Consider the following 22088-nt stretch of genomic DNA (forward strand, 5'->3'; position numbering starts at 1 on the left):
TTGAAACCTTGGCCCGCGTCACCGACAATCCAACCGTCAGGCTGCCCGCAGTGGCATCCTGATCAGGCCCGGACCTCTCCGAAGGTCGACGCTCCTACACCATGCCGTGGGGCACTATCCCTAATAGTGCCCGGGTTGCGGAGAGGACCATGTACAAAGGGCTGGACCCGGTCTGAGTTGCGTTCATTCAATTCGTATGACAGCGTCGAGAAAATAAGAGTATATATTAGAAGGGTAGCGTTTTGGTTAGGGTTGTATCTGGGATAGATGTTCTTCACGAGGCGCGTAAAGTCGCGAAGGAGCCGAGCAAAATAATCCTTGCAGTGTCATACTGGGGGAAGGGCGCGGTTGAGCAATTGCAGTTGGCGACCGGCGACAAAGATGTCCACGTTGTCCTGAACGTAGAGCACGGTGGTACGAACCCAGAAGAGCTTCGGTCGTTGATGGAGGTGTTCAAAGGTAGGGTGCGCGTCCATCCGGACCTACATGCAAAGATGTATACATCAGAATTTCGATCGCTGGTGGGATCGTCTAATGCCTCTGGAGCTGGTCTCAGATGGAGTGGTGTCGGGCACCTTGAAGCTGCTGTTGTGTTGGAGGGCGTTGAGGCTGGTGAGGCATGGCTGCTCGCATCTGAGATTTACCAAGCGGGTGAGGACGCATCCGACTATCATGTTGAAATCTGCCGTCGTCAGTTCGGGAATAGGAACAAAACTCTTGCTGCTACTCTGAATACTCAGGGCCTAGCACATGGTGCGCACAAAGCAGGCGCTCTGGAGACACTTCTGCTTCGTGATGACGTATTCGGCGCAATGCCGATGATCATCACAGATGGGGACGTTGATGACGCCGACGTAAGACGTGAATGGGCGGACCAAAGAGACCGGGAGGGACATTTTGGTGAGGAAGCGTCATACGACAAGAAAGTCTGGACATACTTCGACTGGCGCCTTGATGCGAGATACGATGGCAGAGTCTGTGTGGATATACACAAGGAGAATAATCGACACTTTTCTCTACGTCTTGCCCGGCCAATTATTAGTGAGACTGGGCGAGGGACGTTTGCCCGCCGCCTTGCATGGTCAGAGCTTGGAAACCTCGGTCGGCATTGGCAGGGTATGGTGCGGAACGTCCACGACGAAGGGCAAATGCTGAGAGCCCATCAGGCCCTATCCGACCTCGACTATTTAACCGGTTGGGATTTATTCGAACAACTCGTGTAGCATGGGGAAAATAGCGTAGCGGGTCACCCGGACCCCTTGGGGGTCACATATGTCAGGGCCTTACTAGAAAAGCGGCGAGGGCTTATTCCCCCATCGACGTTATAGGCGGCAGGGGGTGGGGCCATCGCTAGCCCCAGCCATGCGCCTGCTGACCTCGGCTTGCTGATCAGCGTGGCGTGTCGATCCAAGCTCGCTCCCTGCGACGTGACGTGCCCGCTGGTGAGAAGTATGCCTGCCAGCGCCCAACGCCCAAGGTGAACTCGCTGCCGTATGTGTCAGTGTCTTTGACGAGGAAGGGAGGGCGACCGGCGGGAAGGCTGGTCGTGCGAGAGGCTTGGAGCGCACCAATGAAGGGCAGCTCGATGAAGAGTGAGGAGGCCGCAACCTCGATCGTGCAGCGGTATGGGGGGATGTGAGACATGAGTGTCGTCGTGTTGCGTTGTGTCGTGCAACAGGACCGCAGCTATGCGTTAACGCATTGGTGCCGTTGCCTTTATTCGTAGCGCGGTCGGCGAGAAACGTCCAGCTTTAGTCGGAGTGTTCGCAAGGGTATACCTGAACGGACATCTGAGATGACGCGTTGAGAGGTGTCCGAAAGGGTTGACTTCCATCAACGGACACATCAGTTAACGGACATGACTCTTACGGACGATACCGGAGGCACCATGTCCCAAACGATCCTTTACGCCCGCGTCAGCACGACGGACCAGAACTTGGAACATCAGAAGTCGCAGGCGGTGGCCGCTGGCTTCCATCTCGATGAGGTCATTGCTGACCACGGCGTCTCGGGCGTGAATACGAAGCTGGCTGAACGCCCGGAGGGTAAGCGCCTCTACGACAAGCTGCGGCGTGGTGATGTCCTCGTCGTCCGCTGGGTAGACCGGCTCGGCAGGAACTACCAAGATGTGACAGACGCCATCCGGGACTTCATGCGGCGAGGCGTGGTCATTCGCACGGTCATCAACAACATGACCTTCGACGGGGCGACGACAGACCCTATGCAGGAGGCCGTGAGAGACGCCCTGATAGCCTTCATGGCGGCTACGGCTCAGGCACAGGCGGAGGCGACCAAAGAGGCCCAGAAGGCCGGGATTGAGGCGAGTAAGGGCGATCCGAGGAAGTACCGTGGCAGAAAGCCGAGCTATAATCGAGAGACGCTCGAACGGGTGCAGGCCATGTTGGCGGAGGAAGCGAGTATTTCAGCCATAGCAAGGGTTACCGGGCTGAGCCGTCAGGCTGTCCTGAGGATCAAGGACGATCCAGTGAAGGTTGAGACTGCTATGGCGAAGTGGGCTGCGTGAAAAAGGACAAGACACCCTCCCGACATCCCAGCATTCCATCAGATTTGTTTGGGCGTGCCCTCGAAGCGTTTTGGCCGACATCGAGTTTGCAGCTGACCTAGCTAATCCGGGCCCCTATCTGCAGGCGGATTGAGTGGCTGCCAGCCCTTTGCGGTCACTCATGCAAGCCACAGTATGACGGCGAGGGCTGAGCCGGAGGGCGGAAAGCGGGCTTTCGCTGCGCCGTGCTCCAATGTCGAAAATGCGTAGAGGGCACCCTCAGTGCTGGCTTGGGAAGAATTCTCTTTTATTGCAAGCCTAACGTGGTCAAAGTACGGCAATGGCAAACTCGGTAGCAAAAGGTGCGCTGAAGTCGTACCTCAAGATGAAGAACCCAGGATACGCAATACTGGTAGACGCACCTTGGGGTGCTGGGAAGACACATTTCGTGAAGGAAGTGTGCTTCGAAAGCGATGGCACAAATAATGTTCGCTATGTTTCGTTAAACGGGGCGTCTGACGATCTCGCATTTCGCCGGGCACTTCTCAAAGACAGCTATGAAGCTTCTCTTGCTGAAAGAGGTGCAATCTTTGGGAACATTCTCTCAAGGAAACTCCGTCTCGGTGATCTAGGAAATCTAGCTCGTGATTTCTTGGAGGAGCGGCTGATTGCTGGCTTGCCGGAGACGTTGATATTTGACGACATCGAACGCTCCTCAATTGATCCACAACAGCTCTTGGGTCTGATTAATGACTTTGTGGAGCACAAGGGCAAACGAGTGATTTTGCTAGTTCACTCCGAAGAACACGACCACAAAGAAGCCTTTCTGAATAGAAAGGAAAAGCTGGTCGGTCGAACTCTGCACATCGAAGCGGATCTTGATGCGGCGCTACCTAACTTTCTTGCAGCAATTGATCATTCTCGTGGAAGAAAGTTCTTTCAAGAACACGAAAAACTTATCGGGTCAGTGTTCGAACAAGCAGGGCACCAGAACCTAAGGCTTCTACGAAATGCCCTCCGGGACTGCTCCTTGGTTCTCGACCGCATCGACGAAGACTTGTTTTCGGCAAAGGAGCCAATGGCACGATTTGTCAGCACCTTCTTGGCGTTCTCTATGGCGCTCGCAAAAGGTGAAATCACGACGCAAGTACTCGACTGCCGAGACAGTTGGAAGATCGCAGTTTCTGGCGAAGTAGAAGGGGACCTGAAAGGGCTGAATAAGCTATTCAAGCGACATGAGGGTGCCGACATTCACGCTCACAGCGGATCGGTGCTTTCAATGGCTCTCTGCGAGCTTCTCTTTGTTAGAGGTCATGCCGAAACTGAAGCTCTGAACGAGCTGCTGAAATCCACCGGCCAGTTTAACCAACAAGACGAAAACCCTCTTTGGAAGCGGATTGCGCATTGGGGTGACTTCGCTTGGGACGAGCTCAAGGAGCTTATTGCTCAAGGCGAAGATTACTTGTTCGAAGCAAGTCCGGTGGAGGCTGGTCCGTATCTTCATATTGCGGATGGCTTGCTGCGCATAGAGAGTTATGGTGGCTTACAGACTTCCAGAAAAGAACTGGTGGCGAAAATCCTTCAGAGAGTCGAAGTTCTGGCAAGATCGGGAGGCTTGCCTCCTGCAAAGATGGGACGGCGGTTCGGGTGGGGGGCGCGTGGGCGTCATTTTTCTTTTGGTGGATACGGATGTGATGCCAATGACGATTTTCTCGATATAATGAATTCGATGTCCGCCGCTCAGTTGAGGATCTATGAGGGAAAAAAAGAAGAGCTGGCCAAGAAGCTAGCTGAGTGCTTTGGAAGTGACCTGTCGAGATTCATGTTGAAGATTAGCTACACTCAGGATGAAACAACATATTACCATGTTCCTATATTCCACGAGATTGATGTTGATGGATTTGCGCAGTCATGCCTTGAATACCTCGAAAGCGGGCAAGGCAACGCACTTGGCCAGGTATTCGAGCAGCTAGCAGATAGACACAATAACAATGAGGAATGGCAACCGGAAATCGAATGGTTTTACGTGCTACGAGAGAAACTCGAAAAGGGAGCAATTCATCACTCCAAACTTGCTCGGGCGCAATTGGAACTTTTCTTTCGATTTTACTGGAAGTTTGCGTCACCGGAAGAGGTCAAGATCGGATAGCCATAGTTGATCCGGCGAATGACCGGAGAGGGCCGGTAGTTTTGGTCAGCCATGGTGAGGCCCGGCTGATACGTGTGGCGGCTTCGTGCACTCAGCTGTTGGCCAACACGGAGGCGGACACACCGATCTGTCTTCACCTCGAACAGATTAAGGCGGGTAGCTGGCACAACGGCCATACGACGGTTTGGCACGCCAGTGTTGCTCGTTGACGACCGGTGCATGGCACTGGTACATATACGCAACATTGGCGGCGGATGATGCGTTTAACTTCAGTGACTTATGATGTGGATTTGGGAGTTCGAGTCTCTCATCACCCACCATTCCCTTCGATGCACCGCCCCCTGACGTGCGCCTTTTTGGATCGCATCAGGCGAGATGGATAGGGCGTGCCCCTTCGCAGACGCACGGGGCGCAAAGGGACGCTGAGCACGTAGCGCGACCTGTGAAGGCGCATTATTGCTTGGCGCAGGGCCATATCGGCCATCGGACCTATCAGCGGCCAGCGTATACGCGCGTGCCAGCCAATGAGCCCGAAGCGGCGCGGGACGCGACCGGCTCACTCCATTGCGAGGATCATGTTGCGCACCACCGGGTAGATCTCGTTCTCCCAGCGGCGGCCGTTGAACACGCCGTAATGGCCGACATTGGCCTGCAGGTGGTGGCGCTTGAGGTGCGGCCTCAGCGTCGAGCACAGATCATGCGCCGCGGTGGTCTGGCCGAGCCCGCAGATGTCGTCGCGTCCGCCCTCGACGGTCAGCAGCGCGGTGTTGCGGATCTTCGACGGGTCGACCTTGCGGCCGCGAAAGCTGAAATCGCCTGTGGCGAGCTCGGCGCGCTGGAACACCCGGTCGATGGTCTCGATGTAGAACTCCTCGGTGAGGTCCAGCACTGCGAAATACTCGTCATAGAACGCCTTGATCCGGCCTGCTTCCGTGTCCTCTCCGGCGGCGAGATGATCGTAGAGCTTGCGGTGCTGCGCCTGGTGCCGCTCCATGTTCATCGACATGAAGGCGGTGAGCTGCACGAAACCGGGATAGACCCGCCGCCCGGCGCCCGGATAGCGGAACGGCACCGTCGAGATCACGTTGCGCTCGAACCAGCCGAGCGGCTTGTCCTGCGCCAGCTCGTTCACCGTGGTCGGGCTCTCGCGCACGTCCACCGGGCCCGCCATCAGCGTCATCGAGCGCGGCGTCGCCGGGTTGCGGTCCTCGGACATCACCGCCACCGCGGCGAGGGCCTGCACGCAGGGCTGGCAGACCGCGAGCACGTGACCGCCGGGGCCGATCTTTTCCATGAAGCGGATCACGTAGTCGACGTAATCCTCGACGCCGAACTCACCGGCATCGCGCGGCACGTCGCGGGCGTTCTTCCAGTCGGTGATATAGACATCGTGGTCGCGCAGCAGGGTCTTCACCGTGCCCGCCAGCAGGGTGGCGAAATGGCCCGAGAGCGGCGCCGTCACCAGCACCTTGGGCTGGGCGGTGTCGATGTCCTTGCGGAAGCGCAAAAGATTGCCGAAGGGCAGGTCGAGCGCCACTTCCTCGGTCACCGGCACGTCGCGGTTCTCGACCCGGACCGAGGAGATGCCAAAGCCCGGTCGCTCGTGGGTCAGCTGGAAGCGCGAGATCATCTCGGCCAGCGCGGCGTTCTTGCGGATCAGGTCGGCGAAGGGGCCGGGGCCTCTTGGGGCGAAGGCCATCGCGGTAAGTGCGGCGGTTCGAAAAGGGGCGATTAAATCATCAAACCCCTGGTAGGTGGCGTACAGCACGGTGTCGAAACCCTCCCTTGCTGTGAAAACGCTAGCCAGAACCCGGGGGCCATGCGACAAAAATCATGTCGCAGTGCAGCATCACGTCAGCAACGGGGGGAGCATGGCAAAGGCAACGCTCACGATTTCATCGAAGAACTACTCGTCCTGGTCGCTGCGGGGCTGGCTTCTGTGCAAGATGTCCGGGCTCGATTTCGACGAGGCGCCGGTCGATCCTTCCGATGCCGAGATGCGCCAGGAACTGCTGCTGCTGTCGCCCACGGTGCGTGTGCCGCGCCTGACCCACGGCAAGGTGCAGGTCTGGGACACGCTTGCCATCGCCGAGTATCTCAACGAGACCTTCCCCGAGGCCGGGCTCTACCCGAAGGACGTGGCGCGGCGCGCCCATTGCCGCGCGATCGCAGGCGAGATGCATTCGGGTTTCTACAACCTGCGATCTGCGCTGCCGATGAACCTCAAGGCCCGTCACGAGCGCTTCAAGATCTTCTCGGGCGCGCGCCCCGACGCGGAGCGGGTCAAGACGATCTGGCACGATTGCCTCGACACCTATGACGGGCCGTTCCTGTTCGGCCGGCCCACCGTGGCCGATGCCATGTACGCGCCGGTCTGCACCCGCTTCCGCACCTACGCGGTGACTCTCGACGACCGGCTCGAGGCCTATATCGACACGGTGCTCGACTGGGCCCCGATGCAGGACTGGATCTCCGGCGCGCTGGCCGAGCCGGAAGAGATCGAGGAGCTCGAGGTCGAGTTCTAGGTCTCGGGCCGCGGGGTCTCAGGCCACCGGCGCCAGCCGCCGCGCCAGCGCCAGCGCGCCGTCGAGCGCGCTGCCTTCGGCGGGCCGCAGCGCTTCCGCCATCTCCTTGGGCAGCCAGTCGGCATAGGCGCCCGCGACGCCGCCGATCAGGCAGATGGGTTCTTCCGGGCGCCAGCCGAGCGCGTTGAGACCGGTCGCCACATAGGCTGTGCCGCGCCGCATTTGCAGCGCCGCCGCGGGATCGTCGGGCGCCTGCGTGATCCGCGGCGCGAGCTGGCCGAAGCGTTCCGGCGTGGCGCTCGCGGCGAAGGCGATGACACCGGGCGCGCCGCCCAGATCATCGAGCAGCGCCTTGCTCACCGGGGTGTGTGCCTCGAGCCGGTCATGCGCGCGCAAGGTGTAGATCAGAAGTTCGCGGCCGAGCCACGCCGCCGAGGCCTCGTCGCCGAGCACCAGGCCATAGCCGCCGATGCTGCGGAAGTTGTCGCCATCCTGCCGTGCGAGGAAGCTGCCGGTGCCAAGCCCGGCCACGCAGCCGGTCACGCGCCCCAGAGCACCCACCACCGCGGCGCGGCGATCCTCTTCGACCACCGCGTGGTCGAGGGGCAGGGCCCGTGCCACGCCATCGGCCAGCGCCGGGCCGGTGACCCCGGCAAGCCCGAGATAGGCCGGGCAGGCGCGCAGCGCCTCCGGGCTCAGCCCGGCCGCCTGCGCCACCGCCTGAATACCTTCGGTGATGCGCGCCACGGCGCCGTCGAAATCGCTGGTCACGTTGGCGGCACCAAGGCTGACCACGTGGCGGCTGCCGGCGTGCTCCAGCGCCACCCGGCAGGTCGAGCCGCCGCCATCCACCGCAAGGATCATCGCGACAGCTCCTTCATGCCGCGCTCGATTCCGTCCAGCGTCATGGGCACCATGCGGTCGTCAAAGATCTCGCGGATCATGCCGATGCTCTGGGTATAGGGCCAGTGCCGCTCGGGCACCGGGTTGATCCACAGGTGGTCCGGCCATTGCGCTCGGGCGCGCTCGAGCCAGACCTGACCGGCCTCCTGGTTCCAGTGCTCGTTGGCGCCGCCCGGATAGGCGATCTCGTAGGGGCTCATCGAGGCGTCGCCGACGAAGATGCACTTGTAGTCCGAGCCGTAGGTGTTGAGCACGTCCCAGGTCGCGGTCTGCTGGTCCCAACGCCGCCGGTTGTCGCGCCACAGGCCCTCGTAGAGGCAGTTGTGGAAGTAGTAGTGCTCGAGATGCTTGAACTCCGAGCGCGCCGCCGAGAACAGCTCTTCGACCACTTTGATATGCGGATCCATCGAGCCGCCGATGTCGAAGAACAGCAACAGCTTCACCGCGTTGCGGCGTTCGGGCCTTGTCTTTACGTCGAGATAGCCGTGCTCGGCGGTGGCACGGATGGTGCCGTCGAGATCCAGCTCGTCCTGCGCCCCGTCGCGGGCCCAGCGGCGCAGCCGTTTCAGCGCCACCTTGATGTTGCGGGTGCCAAGCTCGACGCTGTCGTCGAGGTTCCTGAACTCGCGCTTGTCCCAGACCTTGACCGCGCGCTGGTGCCGGCTCTCCTTCTGACCGATGCGCACGCCCTCGGGGTTGTAGCCGTAGGCACCGAAGGGCGAGGTGCCGGCGGTGCCGACCCACTTGTTGCCGCCCTGGTGCCGGCCCTGCTGCTCCTTGAGACGCTCCTGCAGCGTTTCCATGAGCTTGTCGAAACCGCCAAGCGCCTCGATCTCGCGCTTCTCTTCCTCGGTGAGGTGCTTCTCGGCCATCTTGCGCAGCCAGTCTTCGGGCAGCTCCACCGCTTCGAGCATCTGCTCCAGCCCGATCTTTTCGAGCCCCTTGAAACTGTGGGCAAAGGCCTGGTCGAAGCGGTCGAGATGGCGCTCGTCCTTCACCATGGCGCTGCGTGCGAGGTAGTAGAACCCCTCCACGTCATAGGTCGCCAGACCTGCGCGCATGGCCTCGAGAAAGGTCAGGTACTCGCGAAGCGAGACCGGCACCTGAGCGGCGCGAAGGGTTTCGAAGAAGGGTACGAACATGCGGGCTCCGCTGGGGATGCGCTCATCCTACGCAAAGCGGCCCCGGTCGCAACCACCACGACGCCGGCCCTGCGGAAAAACGCACCCGACGTTTCCCGCCCACCGCGCTGCCTCTGAAATGGCGCGCGGCCCTTGTTCTTCTTCTGGCCGGAAATATCCAGGGGTGAATGGCGCCGCAGGCGCCAGAGGGGCAGCGCCCCTGCCTGCTCCACGGCCTGCGATGCAGGCCGCTCGGCTCAGGTCGCGAGTTTCTCGATCACGATGGTCGCGATCAGCCCGGCCAGCCCGAAGGCGATCGCATAGACCACCACGAACTGCGCGATATCGGCAAGATCGCCCTTGCGGCGCTTGGCGGTCAGCCCGCCGATGATGGCCCCGATGAGAACCCCAGCGATCACGATCATCCTGCGCCCCTGCCTCCCTTGAGCGGATTGAGCGAGCCGATCTCGCGCGCCTTGGCGCGCACGGCCCAGTCCGGGCCGAAGCCGTATCGTGCCCAGCCCAGGGAGTCCAGCTTGACCAGCCGGCTTTCCGAGGCCCGCCCGGCCAGGTCGAGCGCCTCGCTGCGCAAGAGGAGCAGCGTCGAGAGCAGCGCCGCGTTCTCGTGCCGCATGGCGGTGTCGAGATGCGGCGCGGTCAGCGCCAGCGCCGCCTCGGGGCGGTTGGCGTGGATCTCGTATGCGGCGAGCTGTGCGGCCACGTAGGCCTGGTGGAGTGCCGTATCCGGCGCGTGCTCAAAGGTGTCCCGGGCACGCAGGAAGGCGCGCCGTGCTGCCTCGGCGTCGCTGCCCTGCAAGAGCCGGCCCATGGCGTAGTGGGAAAAGCCCAGCCGGTGGTCGTGCCAGCCCTCGCGCTCGGCAATCCCCAGTGCCGTGGAAGCGGCCTTCAGCCGCGCGTCGTAATCCGTGCCGGGGCCGAGCGCGGTCTGTACCGCCGCGCTCCAGTCCCGTGGCGTGGCGGGCAGACGGCGCGCCTGGTGCTGGCTGCCCTCGGGATTGATCCGGGCGAGGATCGCCGGCAGCCGCGCCGCGACCTCGTCTCGGCGCATCCCCGAGCGCAGGGTGCGGTCGTAGAAAACCCGCAGCACCGTCATGTCATAGCCGGTCAGCACAGTGTGGACGTTGTCGTCGTTGAACACGCTGTCGCCCAGCCGGTAGAGATCGTTGAGCGGTCCCAGCGCCTGGGCGATCTCTTCGTGCAGGCAGTCGCGCAGCTCCTGCGGCGCGGCATCGGCGGGCAGAAAGATCGCCACGCGCTCGCGCCGCGTGACGCTGGTCCAGCTCACCCGCCGGCTCTTGCGCGCGGAGAGATATTCCTGCAGCGAGCTGACATTGGGCACCACGAAGCAGGCGGCCTGAGGCAGGTGGCGGCGGATCTCGTCGCGCGGAACCGCAACGAGAGTGATATTGGCCTCGGCGCCGCTGACGCGCGAAATGTCGATCCCCGCCTCGCGTCGCAGGCGCTGCAGCAGCCGGTCGAGATCCGGTCCCATGGACGGCGGCGCCTTGCCCTGCACCGTGACGGTGACCGGCGTCTCGAAACGCGAGAACTGCTCGAGCATGCGGCCCGATTCCAGCGCGAAGGCCAGGTCCAGCACGTCGCGGGAGAGATCGGCATTCGAGATGGCGGGCGGCGCGGGATGCGCTTGGGCGAAGCTCTTCATCGCCGGCAGCGGGCCGAGATCGCCCAGCGAGGCGGCGGCGCGGCTCGCCGTCTCCGGAGAGGCGACCGGCATGCAGGAGGCCAGCCACATCAGCACCGGAAACAGCAGCCGGCGCATCAGGCCCTCTGGTACTTGATGAAGGGGGTCAGGGTCCCGATCCGGTCGTAAAGCTGCCGGGCGGTGTGGTTGAAATCCTGTGTCAGCCAGTAGACATTCGGCGACCCGGCCTCGTCGGCCTTGGCATAGACCGCCTCGATCAGCGCCCGGCCAACGCCCTTGCCGCGCGCCTCGGGCGCGGCGAAGAGATCCTGCAGGTAGCAGACATTCTCGACCCGCCAGCAGTGACGGTGGAAGAGGTAGTGCACGAGGCCGATCAATTCGCCGTCGCTTTCGGCCACCAGCGCGTGGAATTCGTGGTCGTCACCGTCGAGCAGGCGACCAAAGGTGGTCTGGTAGACCTCCTCGCTCACCGAGGACTCGTAAAAGGTGAGGTAGCCGGTCCAGAGCTTACGCCAGCTCTCTTCGTCTGCCGCCCGGAGCGGGCGCACGGTTACCGTGTCTTGGGTCATCTGTGGGTCTTGCCTGTTTTGCCATCGCTGCTCGGGGGCGGGTCTCGCGCCCGGATTGTTGCGAGTATAGGCACAAAGCGGCGCGCGACCCAACGCCCTTCCGAGAGGCCGGCGGATTTCGCCGCTCAGGCGGGGCGTTGGCGCTAGGTGAAAGGCGACGTCGGCGCCATGGGCCTAGACCCGGTCACTGGCTCGACCGTCGAACGTCGCAAGATTTTTCGGACGAAAAATCTTCGATGCGCGGGGGGCAAAAAATCTTCCTGCGTAGATTTTTCGGGCACGGGGATCAGCCGCCGGTGTGGCTCATGTGGCGTGACACGCGGCCGTCGACGCTCTGGCGCGAGTAGTCGAAATCATGGCCCTCGGGCTTGCGCTCGATGGCGGCACGGATCGCCGCCTCGAGCGGCGCGTCGCTGCCCGGGTGGTTGCGCAGCGCACTGCGCAGATCGGCATTGTCTTCTTGCCCCAGGCACATGAAGAGCTCGCCGGTGCAGGTGAGACGCACGCGGTTGCAGCTTTCGCAGAAATTATGCGTGAGCGGCGTGATGAAACCGATCTTCTGCCCGGTCTCCTCAAGGCGTACGTAGCGGGCTGGACCGCCGGTGCTCTCGGGCAGGTCGGTGAGCGTGTACTGCTCGGCCAGCCGCGCCCGCAGGTCGGTCAGTTTCCAGTACTGGTCGAGCCGGTCCTCGTTGCCGATGTCGCCCATCGGCATGACCTCGATCCAGGTCAGGTCCATGTCACGCTCGGCGCACCATTCGGTCATCGAGAACAGTTCGTCCTCGTTGAAGCCCTTGAGCGCCACAGCGTTCAGCTTGACCCGCATCCCGGCCTGCTGCGCCGCGTCGATGCCACGCAGCACCTGGGGCAGGCGGCCCCAGCGGGTGATCTCGGCGAATTTTTCCTCGTTGAGGGTGTCGGCGGAGATGTTCACCCGGCGCACGCCGGCCTCGTAGAGCGGCTTGGCGAATTTCTCGAGCTGCGAGCCGTTGGTGGTCAGTGTCAGCTCGCGCAGGGCGCCCGAATCGAGATGCCGGGTCATCGATTGGAAGAACTTGAGGATGTCGCGCCGCACCAGGGGCTCGCCGCCGGTGATGCGCAGCTTTTCGACCCCCATGCCGATGAAGGTCGAGCACAGCCTGTCGAGCTCTTCCAGCGTCAGCAGCTCCTTCTTGGGCAGGAAGCTCATGTTCTCGGACATGCAGTAGACGCAGCGGAAGTCGCAGCGGTCGGTGACCGAGACCCGCAGGTAGGAGATCGGGCGCGCGAAGGGATCGATGAGCTTTTCCATCCGCGAAATCTAGGCGCGATTGCGCCGCTCGGCAAGGACGGACGCGATTGTCAGCCCCGGATATTGGTCCTAGCCTGCCGGCATGAAAGCGTATTCCCTTCTCCCCGTCTTGCTGCTCGCCGCCTGTGGCCAGGTCATGTCGCCGGCCCAGCAGGAAGAGCCCGTCGCCACCGCGACCGCCGCCACCTCGACCGAGGCCGCGCGCCCCGAAGCGCGGCCTGCCAGCGGCATCGCCCCGCCCGTGGGTGCCCGCACCGAGGAAGAGTTCGACACCACCAGCGCCGAGGAGCGCGCCGCCGCGGCGGCACCGTCCGCGGGCGGTGAGAGCCGGCTCGGGACCACCGTGGTGTCGCTCGGAGACCCCTCGAATCCGGGCTTCTGGCTCGAGACGCCTCTGGTCAGCGCCGAACGCCAAGGCCGCGTGGTGTTCCCGGCAACCGGCAAATCCGCGCAGGTGACGCTGACCCCCATCGACGGGCCCGCCACCGGCGGCAGTCGCATCTCGCTTGCCGCGATGCGCCTGATCGAGGCACCTCTGACGGATCTGCCCACGGTCGAGGTCTACGCCGGAGGCTGATCGCGCGCCACGAGCGCAAGCCCCGGGCAGATTTGACGAATCCGCTTGGCAGCGATGAGGCCATTGTCCATGCTGCCGGCAAATGGCCGGATCCCCTTTTCGGGACCGGCCGGAGACACGCCACTGGTCTTAGCCATTGGTCTTATATGCGCCCCACGGGCAACGTGTACTGTGGGGCCCGGAGAGGAAGGGAGGACCCCCACCATGCACATGAGCGACACGCGCGAGATCAAGGCGCCCCGCGAGGTCGTCTGGGCCGCGATCCTGGACCCGGAGGTTCTTAAGCAATGCGTGCCCGGCTGCACCGAGATGACCGGGTCGCCGGAAGAGGGCTTCGAGGCCACCGTGGTTCAGAAGGTCGGCCCGGTGAAGGCGACCTTCAAGGGACAGGTCGCGCTGTCGAACCGCAACGAGCCCGAGAGCCTGACGCTGTCGGGCGAGGGCAAGGGCGGTGCCGCGGGCTTCGCCAAGGGCGGTGCCGACGTGACGCTGACCGACAAGGGCGACGGCATCACCGAGCTGCATTACGAGGTCGAGGCCAAGGTCGGTGGCAAGCTGGCACAGCTCGGCAGCCGCATCATCGACGGTTTCGCAAAGAAGATGGCGGACCAGTTCTTCACTAACCTTCAGGACGCGGTCGAAGGACCGGCGGATCCCGAGGACGCGCCGGAAGCCGAAGGCGAGGCGGCCGAAGAGGGCAAGAAGAAGGGCTGGTTCAAGCGCATGGTCTCGAACTGAGGCCCATTGCCTGAAGCGCATTCGACAAGATCCCGCGGGCAGGCAAGGAGCCCGCGACCACCAAAGGACAACAGACAGGGACACCCAGGGAGGACTTGATGACCAAGGTGACGATGACGGTGAATGGCAAGGCCGTCTCGAAAGAGGTCTCGGGCAACACGCTCATGACCGAATTTCTGCGCGACGAGCTGCACCTGACGGGCACCCATGTGGGCTGTGACACCAGCCAGTGCGGTGCCTGCGTGATTCACGTGGACGGCCAGAGCGTGAAGGCCTGCACCATGTTCGCCGGCGAGGCCGAGGGCGCCTCGGTGACGACGATCGAGGGTATGGCCAATGCGGATGGCTCGCTTTCGGTGATCCAGCAGGCGTTTCAGGACCATCACGGGCTTCAGTGCGGCTTCTGCACCCCGGGCATGGTGATGACCGCGGCGGCGCTGCTCAAGGAGAACCCCAAGCCCAGCGAGCACGAGGTGCGCGATTACCTCGAGGGCAATATCTGCCGCTGCACCGGCTACCACAACATCGTCAAGGCGATCCTGGCGGCGAGCGGGCAGGACGTGAGCGGCATCGCCGCCGAGTGAGTTAGCGACGAACCGGAACGGCCGGATCGGCGGGTGGAGGACCCGCCGGATCGCGGCGTCCGGGAGGGATTTGCCAAGGCGGGGGCTGCCCGCCACACCCAGGGAGGAGTTTTCATGCCCAAGGATCATGGCATCGGAGCCTCGCAGAAACGCCGCGAAGACGTGCGTTTCCTGACAGGCGCCGGTCAGTACACCGACGACATCAGCACCTACGGCCAGACCTATTGCGTGTTCCTGCGCTCGGACGTGGCGCATGGCACCATCAACAATCTCGACACCAGCGATGCCGAGGCGATGCCCGGCGTGGTGCGGATCTTCACCGGGAAGGATTTCGAGGGCATCGGCGGTCTGCCCTGCGGCTGGCAGGTGACCGACAAGAACGGCGAGCCGATGAAGGAGCCGGCGCACCCGGTTCTGGCGCAGGGCAAGGTGCGCCATGTGGGCGATCCCATCGCCGCGGTCGTGGCAGAGAGCCTGGAGGAGGCGCGCAACGCCGCCGAGGCCATCGTCTACGACATCGACGAGCTTCCGGCGGTGGTCGACATGAAGGCCGCGCTCGAGGCCGGTGCCGCCAAGGTGCACGACGATCTCGACGACAACCTCTGCTACGACTGGCAGTTCGGCTCCGATCAGGCGGCGATCGACGAGGCCTTCTCGAACGCCGCGCATGTGACGACGCTGGATCTGATCAACAACCGCCTCGTGGCCAACCCGATGGAGCCGCGCGTCGCGCTGGGCGAGTACAACCGCGCCAACGACGAGAGCACGCTCTACACCACCTCGCAGAACCCGCACGTGATCCGTCTGCTGATGGGCGCCTTCGTGCTCGGCATCCCCGAGCACAAGCTGCGGGTGGTGGCCCCGGATGTGGGCGGCGGCTTCGGCACCAAGATCTTCCACTACGCCGAGGAGGCCTTCGTCACCTTCGCGTCGCGGCAGATCAATCGCCCGGTCAAGTGGACCTCGACCCGCTCCGAGGCGTTCATGTCCGACGCCCATGGTCGCGACCACGTGACCAAGATCGAGCTGGCGCTCGATGCCGACAACAACTTCATCGGCCTGCGCACCGATACGCTGGCCAACATGGGCGCGTATCTGTCGACCTTCTCGTCGTCGGTGCCGACCTGGCTGCACGGCACGCTGATGGCGGGCAACTACAAGACCCCGGCGATCCAGGTGAACGTGAAGGCCGTCTTCACCAACACCGTCCCGGTCGATGCCTATCGCGGCGCCGGCCGCCCGGAGGCCACGTTCCAGCTTGAGCGGCTGGTCGACAAGGCGGCACGCGAGCTCGGCGTCGATCCGATCGCGCTGCGCCGGCAGAACTTCATCGACAGCTTCCCCTACGCGACCCCGGTGGCCGTCGAATACGACACCGGCGATTACACCGCGACGATGGACAAGCTCGAGGAGATGATCGATCGCGAGGGCTTTGAAGCCCGCCGCAAGGAGAGCGAGGCCAATGGCAAGCTACGCGGCCTCGGCATCAACTGCTATATCGAGGCCTGCGGCATCGCGCCGTCGAACCTCGTGGGTCAGCTCGGCGCGCGCGCCGGTCTCTATGACGCCGCCACGGTGCGGGTGAATGCCACCGGATCGATCTCGGTCATGGTGGGTGCGCATTCGCACGGGCAGGGCCACGAGACCGCCTTCCCGCAGGTGGTGGCCGAGATGCTCGGCATCGACGAGAGCATGATCGACATCGTGCATGGCGACACCTCGAAGATCCCCTTCGGCATGGGCACCTATGGCTCGCGCAGCCTTGCGGTCTGCGGCTCGGCCATGGTGCGCGCCACCGAGAAGATCATCAACAAGGCCAAGAAGATTGCCGGCCACCTGCTCGAGGCCTCGGATGCCGACATCGAGCTCAAGGACGGCCAGTTCACCGTGGCGGGCACCGACAAGTCGGTGGCCTGGGGCGACGTGACGCTGGCCGCCTACGTGCCGCACAACTACCCGCTCGAGGATATCGAGCCGGGGCTGGAGGAGACGGCGTTCTACGATCCGGCGAACTTCACCTATCCCTCGGGCGCTTATGCCTGCGAGCTCGAGCTCGACCCCGAGACCGGCCGCGTCACCATCGAGCGCTTTGCCGCCGCCGACGATTTCGGCAACGTGGTGAACCCGATGATCGTGGAAGGGCAGGTGCATGGCGGTCTGGCGCAGGGCATCGGGCAGGCGCTGCTCGAGAGCTGCGTCTATGACGAGAACGGCCAGCTTCTGTCGGCCTCCTACATGGACTACGCCATGCCGCGGGCCGAGGACGTGCCATTCTACCAGGTGGACCATTCCTGTGCCACGCCTTGCACCCACAACCCGCTCGGGGTGAAGGGCTGCGGCGAGGCCGGCGCCATCGGCTCGCCGCCGGCGGTGGTCAACGCGGTGATCGACGCGCTGCATTCGGGCGGCTACACGCAGGTCGATCATATCGACATGCCGGTTTCGCCGCACCGTGTGTGGAAAGCGATGCAGGGCTGAGCCTCTTTCCGGCGGCATCGCTTGACGGCGCCGCCGGATCGTTGAGTATTTGGAACGTGAAGAAGGGCAGGGCGCTGCGCCCGGAGACCCTTCGACAGGAGGATAGAAGATGTACAGCTTCGAGATCGAAAGCCCGACAAGCGTCGCCGACGCGGTGGCGGCGCTGGGCAAGGAAGAGGCGCAGGCGCTGGGCGGCGGTCAGACGCTGATTCCGTCGCTGAAGGCGCGCCTCGCCGCGCCGTCGGTGCTGGTGAGCCTGAAGAATATCGACGAGATCAAGGGCGTCTCCATCGATGGGGACACCGTCACCATCGGCGGCGGCACCACCCATGCGACGGTGGCGGCCGAGGTGGGCAGCGCCTATCCGGCGCTGGCCGACCTTGCGGTGAACATCGGGGACCCGGCGGTGCGCAACCGCGGCACCATCGGCGGCAGCCTCGCCAACAACGACCCCTCCGCCTGTTACCCGGCGGCGGCGCTGGCCTCGGGCGCGACCATCGTCACCAACACCCGCGAGATTGCGGCGGACGACTATTTCGAGGGCATGTTTACCACCGCGCTCGAAGAGGGCGAGATCGTCACCGCGGTCAAGTTTCCGGTGCCGGAGGCCGCGGCCTATATCAAGTTCGAGCAGCCCGCCTCGCGCTTCGCGCTGGTGGGGGTGTTCGTGGCGAAATATGCCGACGGCGTGCGCGTTGCGGTGACCGGCGCCTCCGAGGATGGCGTGTTCCGCTGGTCCGAGGCCGAGTCCGCGCTGTCGTCGAATTTCAGTGTCGACGCGCTCGACGGTCTGTCGCTCTCGGGCGACGGCATGATCTCGGACCTGCACGGCTCGGGCGAGTACCGCGCCCACCTGATCGCGGTTCTGACCAAGCGCGCGGTGAAGTCCGCCGCCTAAGGCGCGACAAGCAATCGTGAATTGGCCCTCGGTCTCGAAAGATCGGGGGCCTTTGCATCTTCAAGACAAAACGTGCATGCCTATATGCGGGAGGACGACGCAGCAGAAAGGCCGGCCATGATCCCCGCATCCGTTCTCGATCTCTCCATGGTGTCCGAAGGCGGCACCGTGGCCGACGCCCTGAGCAACACGCTCGATCTGGCGCGCCACGTGGAGCGGCTGGGCTATCACCGCTTCTGGTTGGCCGAACATCACAACATGGTGGGCATCGCCTCGGCGGCGACCTCGGTGGTGATCGGGCAGGTGGCCGCCGCCACCAGCAAGATTCGCGTCGGCGCGGGCGGCATCATGCTGCCCAACCACTCGCCGCTGGTGATCGCCGAGCAGTTCGGCACGCTGGCCACGCTGTTCCCGGACCGCATCGACCTCGGGCTCGGGCGGGCGCCGGGCTCGGACCAGATCACCGCCATGGCGCTGCGCCGCAACCACGCCTCCTCGGATCGCTTCCCCGAGGACGTGGTCGAGCTCGTCGGCTTGTTTCAGGAGGCCAGCGAGGGTCAGCCGGTGCGCGCGGTGCCGGGCGAGGGCACGCATGTGCCGGTGTGGATCCTCGGCTCGTCGCTTTATGGTGCGCAGCTCGCGGCGCATCTGGGGCTGCCCTATGCCTTCGCTTCGCATTTCGCCCCCGACGCGCTGGATCAGGCGGTCGAGATCTACCGCGACCGCTTCCAGCCCGGCATCACCGACAAGCCGCGCTTCATGCTGGCGGCCAATGTCTGGGCGGCCGAGACCGAGGCCGAGGCGCTGCGGCTGAAGACCTCGCAGCAGCAGGCTTTCATCAACCTGCGCAGCGGCCGGCCCGGCAAGCTGCCGCACCCGGTGGATAATATTCACGACGTCGCCGACCCGCGCTACGTGGCGATGGTCGAGCAGGCGCTGAGCGTGAGCGCCACCGGCGATCCGGCGCAGGTCTCTGCGGGGCTCGAGCGGCTGATCGAGCGCTACCGTCCCGACGAGCTGATCCTGTCGAGCGCGATGCACGATCCCAGGGCGCGTCAGCGGAGCTACGCCATCGCGATGGATGCGCTGCAGGGGCTGGACGCGCGCGCGGCGTAAAATTGCGCGTCTGTTCAGTCTCTGGAAAGGTCTGTCGAGGTATCTGCTCCGTCAGGAACCGCCTGAAGGAGCGCTGGGATGTGGTTTTCCCGCAAGTCGAAGCAAGACAGTCAGCACGAAGTGACCGGCGATGAGGCGATCCTGCAGATCGTCGAACGCACGCAGGCCGTGATCCATTTCGCGCCCGACGGCACGATCCTGCGCGCCAACGAGAATTTTCTCGCCGCGCTCGGCTATCCGGACGAGAGCGAGGTCATCGGCAAGCATCACAGCATCTTCGTGCAGAAGAAGTACCGCCAATCCGAGGCCTACAGGCAATTCTGGGAGGATCTGCGGGCCGGGAAGTTCTTCTCGGACGAGTTTCCGCGCATCACCAGAGATGACAAGGTGATCTGGATCTCCGCCACCTACGCGCCGGTCTATGACGAGGCTGGTGACGTGGTGCGCATCACCAAGATCGCGACCGAGATCACCGGCCAGCGCCAGGCGATCCGCGCCATCGCCGACGGGCTCGAGGCGTTGAGCTCGGGTGACCTGTCGCATCGCGTGACGCTCACCGCGCAGGATCGTCTGCGCGAGCTGGCCGATGCGTTCAACGCCGCGGCCGAGCACATCTCGGGGCTGATCCGCCAGGTGCAGAGCGTCTCGGGCGAGATCGACAGCGTGGCCTCCGAAATCGGCGACAATTCCGACGAGCTGTCGCAGCGCACAGAAACCCAGGCGGCGACACTGGAAGAGACCGCCGCGGCGGTCGAAGAGCTTAATTCCAATGCCAAGTCTGCCGCCGAATATGCCACCGAGGTCGGGCGAGAGGCGGAGGAGACCAAGAGCGCTGCCGAAGGCAGCAGCAAGGTGGTCGAAGACGTCACCGAGGCGATGAAGCGCATCGAGACCTCGTCGGATTCGATCTCGCAGATCATCTCGGTGATTGACGACATCGCCTTCCAGACCAACCTGCTCGCGCTCAATGCCGGGGTCGAGGCGGCGCGCGCAGGCGAGGCCGGGCGCGGCTTTGCGGTGGTGGCCTCCGAGGTCCGCACCCTGGCGCAGCGGTCGGCTGAATCGGCGCAGGAGATCAAGGCGCTGATCAGCGAAAGCGGCATCCACGTGAAGGCCGGGGTCGAACTTGTCGGCCGCGCCAGCGGCGAGCTCGGCAGCATCTTCTCAGGCGTCGATCGGATCTCGGACCGGATCCGCGAAGTGGTGCACGGGCTTAACGAGCAGACCATGACGCTGGGCGAGATCAACACCGCCATCTCGCAGCTCGACACGGTCACGCAGCAGAACGCGGCCATGGTCAACCAGACCGCCAGCGCCATCCGGAGCCTGACGCAAAACAGCCGGACACTTTCGGACGGTGTCCGGGTGTTCCGTATCGATGGCCTTGGGGCAGAGCCGGCGTTGCAACACGATCCAGAGCCGCGCGTGGCGAATGCCGGATGGTAATCCCGAACCCGCGCGGGGTCGTCCTGCCGGTCTCCGCCGCGAACACGCGGTAGCGCGTATCGCCCAGAGGCGCGTTTCTGGGCGCACAGGGTAGGGAAGAGGGACGGCAATCAAGGCACTGGCGTAGCCCCTGTTGGCGCGGCGCGTGGCGATGTTCGGTCTGGCAGGCCCGGCAGGGCTGCCAGAGAATTCGAAAAATCATTTAAAAACAATGGCAGTGTGGACCACGGCATGGGAGAGTTGCCGCCATTGAGATCAATGGGTTAGCACCGAAGTGGACCACGTTTTCGTTGGGATTTACCGCATCTCCGCGCGACGTTCGCCGCCTCACTTCGGCCCGAGGCGCGCATCTCGGATCACACAGAATGGGAGGCATGAGCTCGCAGCGGACCTGTGGCACCGCAGAGATCCGTACACCGAGCAGGAAGCAGCATCCGTCGCTCCCGGCCCGTTGCAGCCATTCCAGCTTGGCGCAAGGCGTGACCGATCTTAGGCTCGGGACTCATAGCCAATAGATGACAGTTGCGGCGAGAGCGATGGCGGAGAAGAAGGCCTTTGGGCATCTGTCATATCTGGTCGCGACACGGCGCCAGTCCTTGAGCCTGCCGAACATGATCTCGATACGGTTCCGGCGTTTGTAGCGGCGTTTGTCGTATTTCATGGTTGTCTTGCGTTGTTTCCGGCCCGGGATGCAGGCGCGTATCCCTTTGTCTTGCACCGCTTCTCGGGACCAATCGGCGTCGTAGCCGCGATTCCCGATCAGCCAGTCGACATCGGGCAGGCTGCTGAGCAACGCTCGCGCCCCGATGTAATCACTGACTTGGCCAGCGGAGACGAAGAAACTGATCGGGCGGCCGTTGCTGTCGCAGATGGCATGCAGCTTGGTGTTCATGCCGCCCTTGGTGCGACCGATCAGGCGGCCACGCCCCCCTTTTTCGCGCCCAGGCTGGACGCGCTGCGATGTGCCTTCAGGTACGTCGCATCAATCATCACCGTTTTCTTCTCGCCGTGCTCGGCAGCCAACCCGGCCATTATGTGAGCAAAGTTGCCTTTGTCGCTCCATCGCTTCCAACGATTGTAAAGCATCTTATGAGGGCCATACTCTTTCGGCGCATCCCGCCACCGTAAGCCATTACGGTTTATGAAGATAATCCCGCTCAGCACACGTCTATCATCGACGCGAGGCTTGCCGTGGGACTTCGGGAAATAGGGTTCAAGACGCGCCATCTGTGCATCGCTCAGCCAGAAGAGATCAGACATGTCACCGCTCGTTTTCCGAACGCTGAATCAGGCTGCTCAGGGGAAATCAATGGGTCCTGAGCCTAGCTACAAAGCGTGCGGAAACGCATCATAGCGAGAGGAACTGATAGTGTCTGGGTTTTCCTTGGATAGTGCCCCACGGCATGGTGTAGGAGCGTCGACCTTCGGAGAGGTCCGGGCCTGATCAGGATGCCACTGCGGGCAGCCTGACGGTTGGATTGTCGGTGACGCGGGCCAAGGTTTCAA

The 22088-nt window shown here is 63.4% G+C and carries 19 protein-coding genes; 11 read left to right on the forward strand and 8 right to left on the reverse strand.

Annotated elements, in window-relative coordinates; translation table 11 throughout:
• Nucleotides 1-242: 242 nt before the first annotated feature.
• The 3 genes from JF542_RS23705 to JF542_RS23715 all read left to right on the forward strand — a co-directional run bounded on the left by JF542_RS23705 (nucleotide 243) and on the right by JF542_RS23715 (nucleotide 4652).
• Nucleotides 243-1223 carry a phospholipase D family protein gene (locus JF542_RS23705; protein ID WP_207077652.1) on the forward strand — a complete coding sequence of 327 codons (981 nt, stop codon included), beginning with the start codon at nucleotides 243-245 and terminating at the stop codon, nucleotides 1221-1223.
• Between the two features lie 665 nt (nucleotides 1224-1888).
• A complete protein-coding gene (locus JF542_RS23710) occupies nucleotides 1889-2524 on the forward strand; it encodes a recombinase family protein (protein ID WP_207077653.1) in 636 nt (211 codons plus the stop codon).
• Between the two features lie 319 nt (nucleotides 2525-2843).
• Nucleotides 2844-4652 carry a P-loop NTPase fold protein gene (locus JF542_RS23715; RefSeq protein ID WP_207077654.1) on the forward strand — a complete coding sequence of 603 codons (1809 nt, stop codon included), beginning with the start codon at nucleotides 2844-2846 and terminating at the stop codon, nucleotides 4650-4652.
• Between the two features lie 556 nt (nucleotides 4653-5208).
• Here JF542_RS23715 and JF542_RS23720 read toward each other — a convergent pair.
• Nucleotides 5209-6420 carry a polyhydroxyalkanoate depolymerase gene (locus JF542_RS23720; protein WP_207077655.1) on the reverse strand — a complete coding sequence of 404 codons (1212 nt, stop codon included), beginning with the start codon at nucleotides 6418-6420 and terminating at the stop codon, nucleotides 5209-5211.
• Between the two features lie 103 nt (nucleotides 6421-6523).
• On the opposite strand from JF542_RS23720, the gene JF542_RS23725 reads away from it, so the two are divergent.
• Entirely contained in the window at nucleotides 6524-7177 is a 654-nt protein-coding gene (locus JF542_RS23725) for a glutathione S-transferase family protein (RefSeq protein WP_207077656.1), read from the forward strand.
• 18 nt (nucleotides 7178-7195) lie between these two features.
• On the opposite strand, the gene JF542_RS23730 is transcribed toward JF542_RS23725, so the two are convergent.
• The 6 genes from JF542_RS23730 to moaA form a co-directional block, all read right to left on the reverse strand.
• Nucleotides 7196-8041 carry a glucosamine kinase nucleotide-binding domain-containing protein gene (locus JF542_RS23730; protein ID WP_207077657.1) on the reverse strand — a complete coding sequence of 282 codons (846 nt, stop codon included), beginning with the start codon at nucleotides 8039-8041 and terminating at the stop codon, nucleotides 7196-7198.
• Nucleotides 8038-9222: a vWA domain-containing protein gene (locus JF542_RS23735; RefSeq protein ID WP_007801062.1), complete on the reverse strand. Its 1185-nt coding sequence runs from the start codon at nucleotides 9220-9222 to the stop codon at nucleotides 8038-8040. Before JF542_RS23735 ends, JF542_RS23730 begins: the two co-directional genes overlap by 4 nt.
• Before the next feature lie 236 nt (nucleotides 9223-9458).
• On the reverse strand, nucleotides 9459-9626 hold the full coding sequence (locus JF542_RS23740) for a hypothetical protein (RefSeq protein WP_007801060.1): 168 nt from the start codon (nucleotides 9624-9626) through the stop codon (nucleotides 9459-9461).
• Nucleotides 9623-11002 carry a DUF2927 domain-containing protein gene (locus JF542_RS23745; RefSeq protein ID WP_207077658.1) on the reverse strand — a complete coding sequence of 460 codons (1380 nt, stop codon included), beginning with the start codon at nucleotides 11000-11002 and terminating at the stop codon, nucleotides 9623-9625. Before JF542_RS23745 ends, JF542_RS23740 begins: the two co-directional genes overlap by 4 nt.
• Nucleotides 11002-11454, reverse strand: a complete 453-nt coding sequence (locus JF542_RS23750; RefSeq protein ID WP_007801057.1) for a GNAT family N-acetyltransferase — start codon at nucleotides 11452-11454, stop codon at nucleotides 11002-11004. The genes JF542_RS23745 and JF542_RS23750 overlap by 1 nt, the downstream gene beginning before the upstream one ends.
• A gap of 286 nt (nucleotides 11455-11740) precedes the next feature.
• Nucleotides 11741-12745, reverse strand: a complete 1005-nt coding sequence (gene moaA, locus JF542_RS23755) for a GTP 3',8-cyclase MoaA (protein WP_007801055.1) — start codon at nucleotides 12743-12745, stop codon at nucleotides 11741-11743.
• Between the two features lie 82 nt (nucleotides 12746-12827).
• Between moaA and JF542_RS23760 the strand changes: the two genes are divergently transcribed.
• The 7 genes from JF542_RS23760 to JF542_RS23790 all read left to right on the forward strand — a co-directional run bounded on the left by JF542_RS23760 (nucleotide 12828) and on the right by JF542_RS23790 (nucleotide 20582).
• Nucleotides 12828-13322 (forward strand): hypothetical protein, encoded by a 495-nt coding sequence (locus JF542_RS23760; RefSeq protein WP_207077659.1) that lies wholly within the window; start codon nucleotides 12828-12830, stop codon nucleotides 13320-13322.
• Nucleotides 13323-13526: 204 nt separating this feature from the next.
• A complete protein-coding gene (locus tag JF542_RS23765) occupies nucleotides 13527-14060 on the forward strand; it encodes an SRPBCC family protein (protein WP_007801050.1) in 534 nt (177 codons plus the stop codon).
• 98 nt (nucleotides 14061-14158) lie between these two features.
• Complete coding sequence (locus JF542_RS23770) at nucleotides 14159-14644, forward strand: (2Fe-2S)-binding protein (protein ID WP_007801048.1); 486 nt, start codon at nucleotides 14159-14161, stop codon at nucleotides 14642-14644.
• Between the two features lie 114 nt (nucleotides 14645-14758).
• Nucleotides 14759-17122 (forward strand): xanthine dehydrogenase family protein molybdopterin-binding subunit, encoded by a 2364-nt coding sequence (locus JF542_RS23775; protein WP_207077660.1) that lies wholly within the window; start codon nucleotides 14759-14761, stop codon nucleotides 17120-17122.
• Between the two features lie 109 nt (nucleotides 17123-17231).
• The gene (locus JF542_RS23780; protein ID WP_207077661.1) at nucleotides 17232-18020 is read left to right on the forward strand and encodes an FAD binding domain-containing protein; all 789 of its coding nucleotides are present in this window, start codon (nucleotides 17232-17234) and stop codon (nucleotides 18018-18020) included.
• A 117-nt stretch (nucleotides 18021-18137) separates the two neighbouring features.
• Nucleotides 18138-19136, forward strand: coding sequence for an LLM class flavin-dependent oxidoreductase (locus JF542_RS23785; protein ID WP_207077662.1), 999 nt, complete (start codon nucleotides 18138-18140; stop codon nucleotides 19134-19136).
• Nucleotides 19137-19214: 78 nt separating this feature from the next.
• On the forward strand, nucleotides 19215-20582 hold the full coding sequence (locus JF542_RS23790; RefSeq protein WP_007801038.1) for a methyl-accepting chemotaxis protein: 1368 nt from the start codon (nucleotides 19215-19217) through the stop codon (nucleotides 20580-20582).
• A 502-nt stretch (nucleotides 20583-21084) separates the two neighbouring features.
• Here JF542_RS23790 and JF542_RS23795 read toward each other — a convergent pair.
• A protein-coding gene (locus JF542_RS23795) for an IS5 family transposase (protein WP_207077663.1) occupies nucleotides 21085-21842 on the reverse strand; the annotation gives its coding sequence in 2 pieces (ribosomal slippage) (nucleotides 21085-21518 and nucleotides 21518-21842; 759 coding nt in all).
• Between the last annotated feature and the right edge of the window lie 246 nt (nucleotides 21843-22088).

The organism is Salipiger bermudensis, from assembly GCF_017309175.1.
In the GTDB taxonomy this organism is placed as follows: domain Bacteria; phylum Pseudomonadota; class Alphaproteobacteria; order Rhodobacterales; family Rhodobacteraceae; genus Salipiger; species Salipiger bermudensis.

Coding starts and splice junctions, on each gene's coding strand:
- JF542_RS23710 (WP_207077653.1), top strand. CDS start 1,889: ATGTCCCAAACGATCCTTTACGCCCGCGTCAGCACGACGGACCAGAAC.
- JF542_RS23715 (WP_207077654.1), top strand. CDS start 2,844: ATGGCAAACTCGGTAGCAAAAGGTGCGCTGAAGTCGTACCTCAAGATG.
- JF542_RS23725 (WP_207077656.1), top strand. CDS start 6,524: ATGGCAAAGGCAACGCTCACGATTTCATCGAAGAACTACTCGTCCTGG.
- JF542_RS23730 (WP_207077657.1), bottom strand. CDS start 8,041: ATGATCCTTGCGGTGGATGGCGGCGGCTCGACCTGCCGGGTGGCGCTG.
- JF542_RS23735 (WP_007801062.1), bottom strand. CDS start 9,222: ATGTTCGTACCCTTCTTCGAAACCCTTCGCGCCGCTCAGGTGCCGGTC.
- JF542_RS23740 (WP_007801060.1), bottom strand. CDS start 9,626: ATGATCGTGATCGCTGGGGTTCTCATCGGGGCCATCATCGGCGGGCTG.
- JF542_RS23745 (WP_207077658.1), bottom strand. CDS start 11,002: ATGCGCCGGCTGCTGTTTCCGGTGCTGATGTGGCTGGCCTCCTGCATG.
- JF542_RS23750 (WP_007801057.1), bottom strand. CDS start 11,454: ATGACCCAAGACACGGTAACCGTGCGCCCGCTCCGGGCGGCAGACGAA.
- moaA (WP_007801055.1), bottom strand. CDS start 12,745: ATGGAAAAGCTCATCGATCCCTTCGCGCGCCCGATCTCCTACCTGCGG.
- JF542_RS23760 (WP_207077659.1), top strand. CDS start 12,828: ATGAAAGCGTATTCCCTTCTCCCCGTCTTGCTGCTCGCCGCCTGTGGC.
- JF542_RS23765 (WP_007801050.1), top strand. CDS start 13,527: ATGCACATGAGCGACACGCGCGAGATCAAGGCGCCCCGCGAGGTCGTC.
- JF542_RS23770 (WP_007801048.1), top strand. CDS start 14,159: ATGACCAAGGTGACGATGACGGTGAATGGCAAGGCCGTCTCGAAAGAG.
- JF542_RS23775 (WP_207077660.1), top strand. CDS start 14,759: ATGCCCAAGGATCATGGCATCGGAGCCTCGCAGAAACGCCGCGAAGAC.
- JF542_RS23780 (WP_207077661.1), top strand. CDS start 17,232: ATGTACAGCTTCGAGATCGAAAGCCCGACAAGCGTCGCCGACGCGGTG.
- JF542_RS23785 (WP_207077662.1), top strand. CDS start 18,138: ATGATCCCCGCATCCGTTCTCGATCTCTCCATGGTGTCCGAAGGCGGC.
- JF542_RS23790 (WP_007801038.1), top strand. CDS start 19,215: ATGTGGTTTTCCCGCAAGTCGAAGCAAGACAGTCAGCACGAAGTGACC.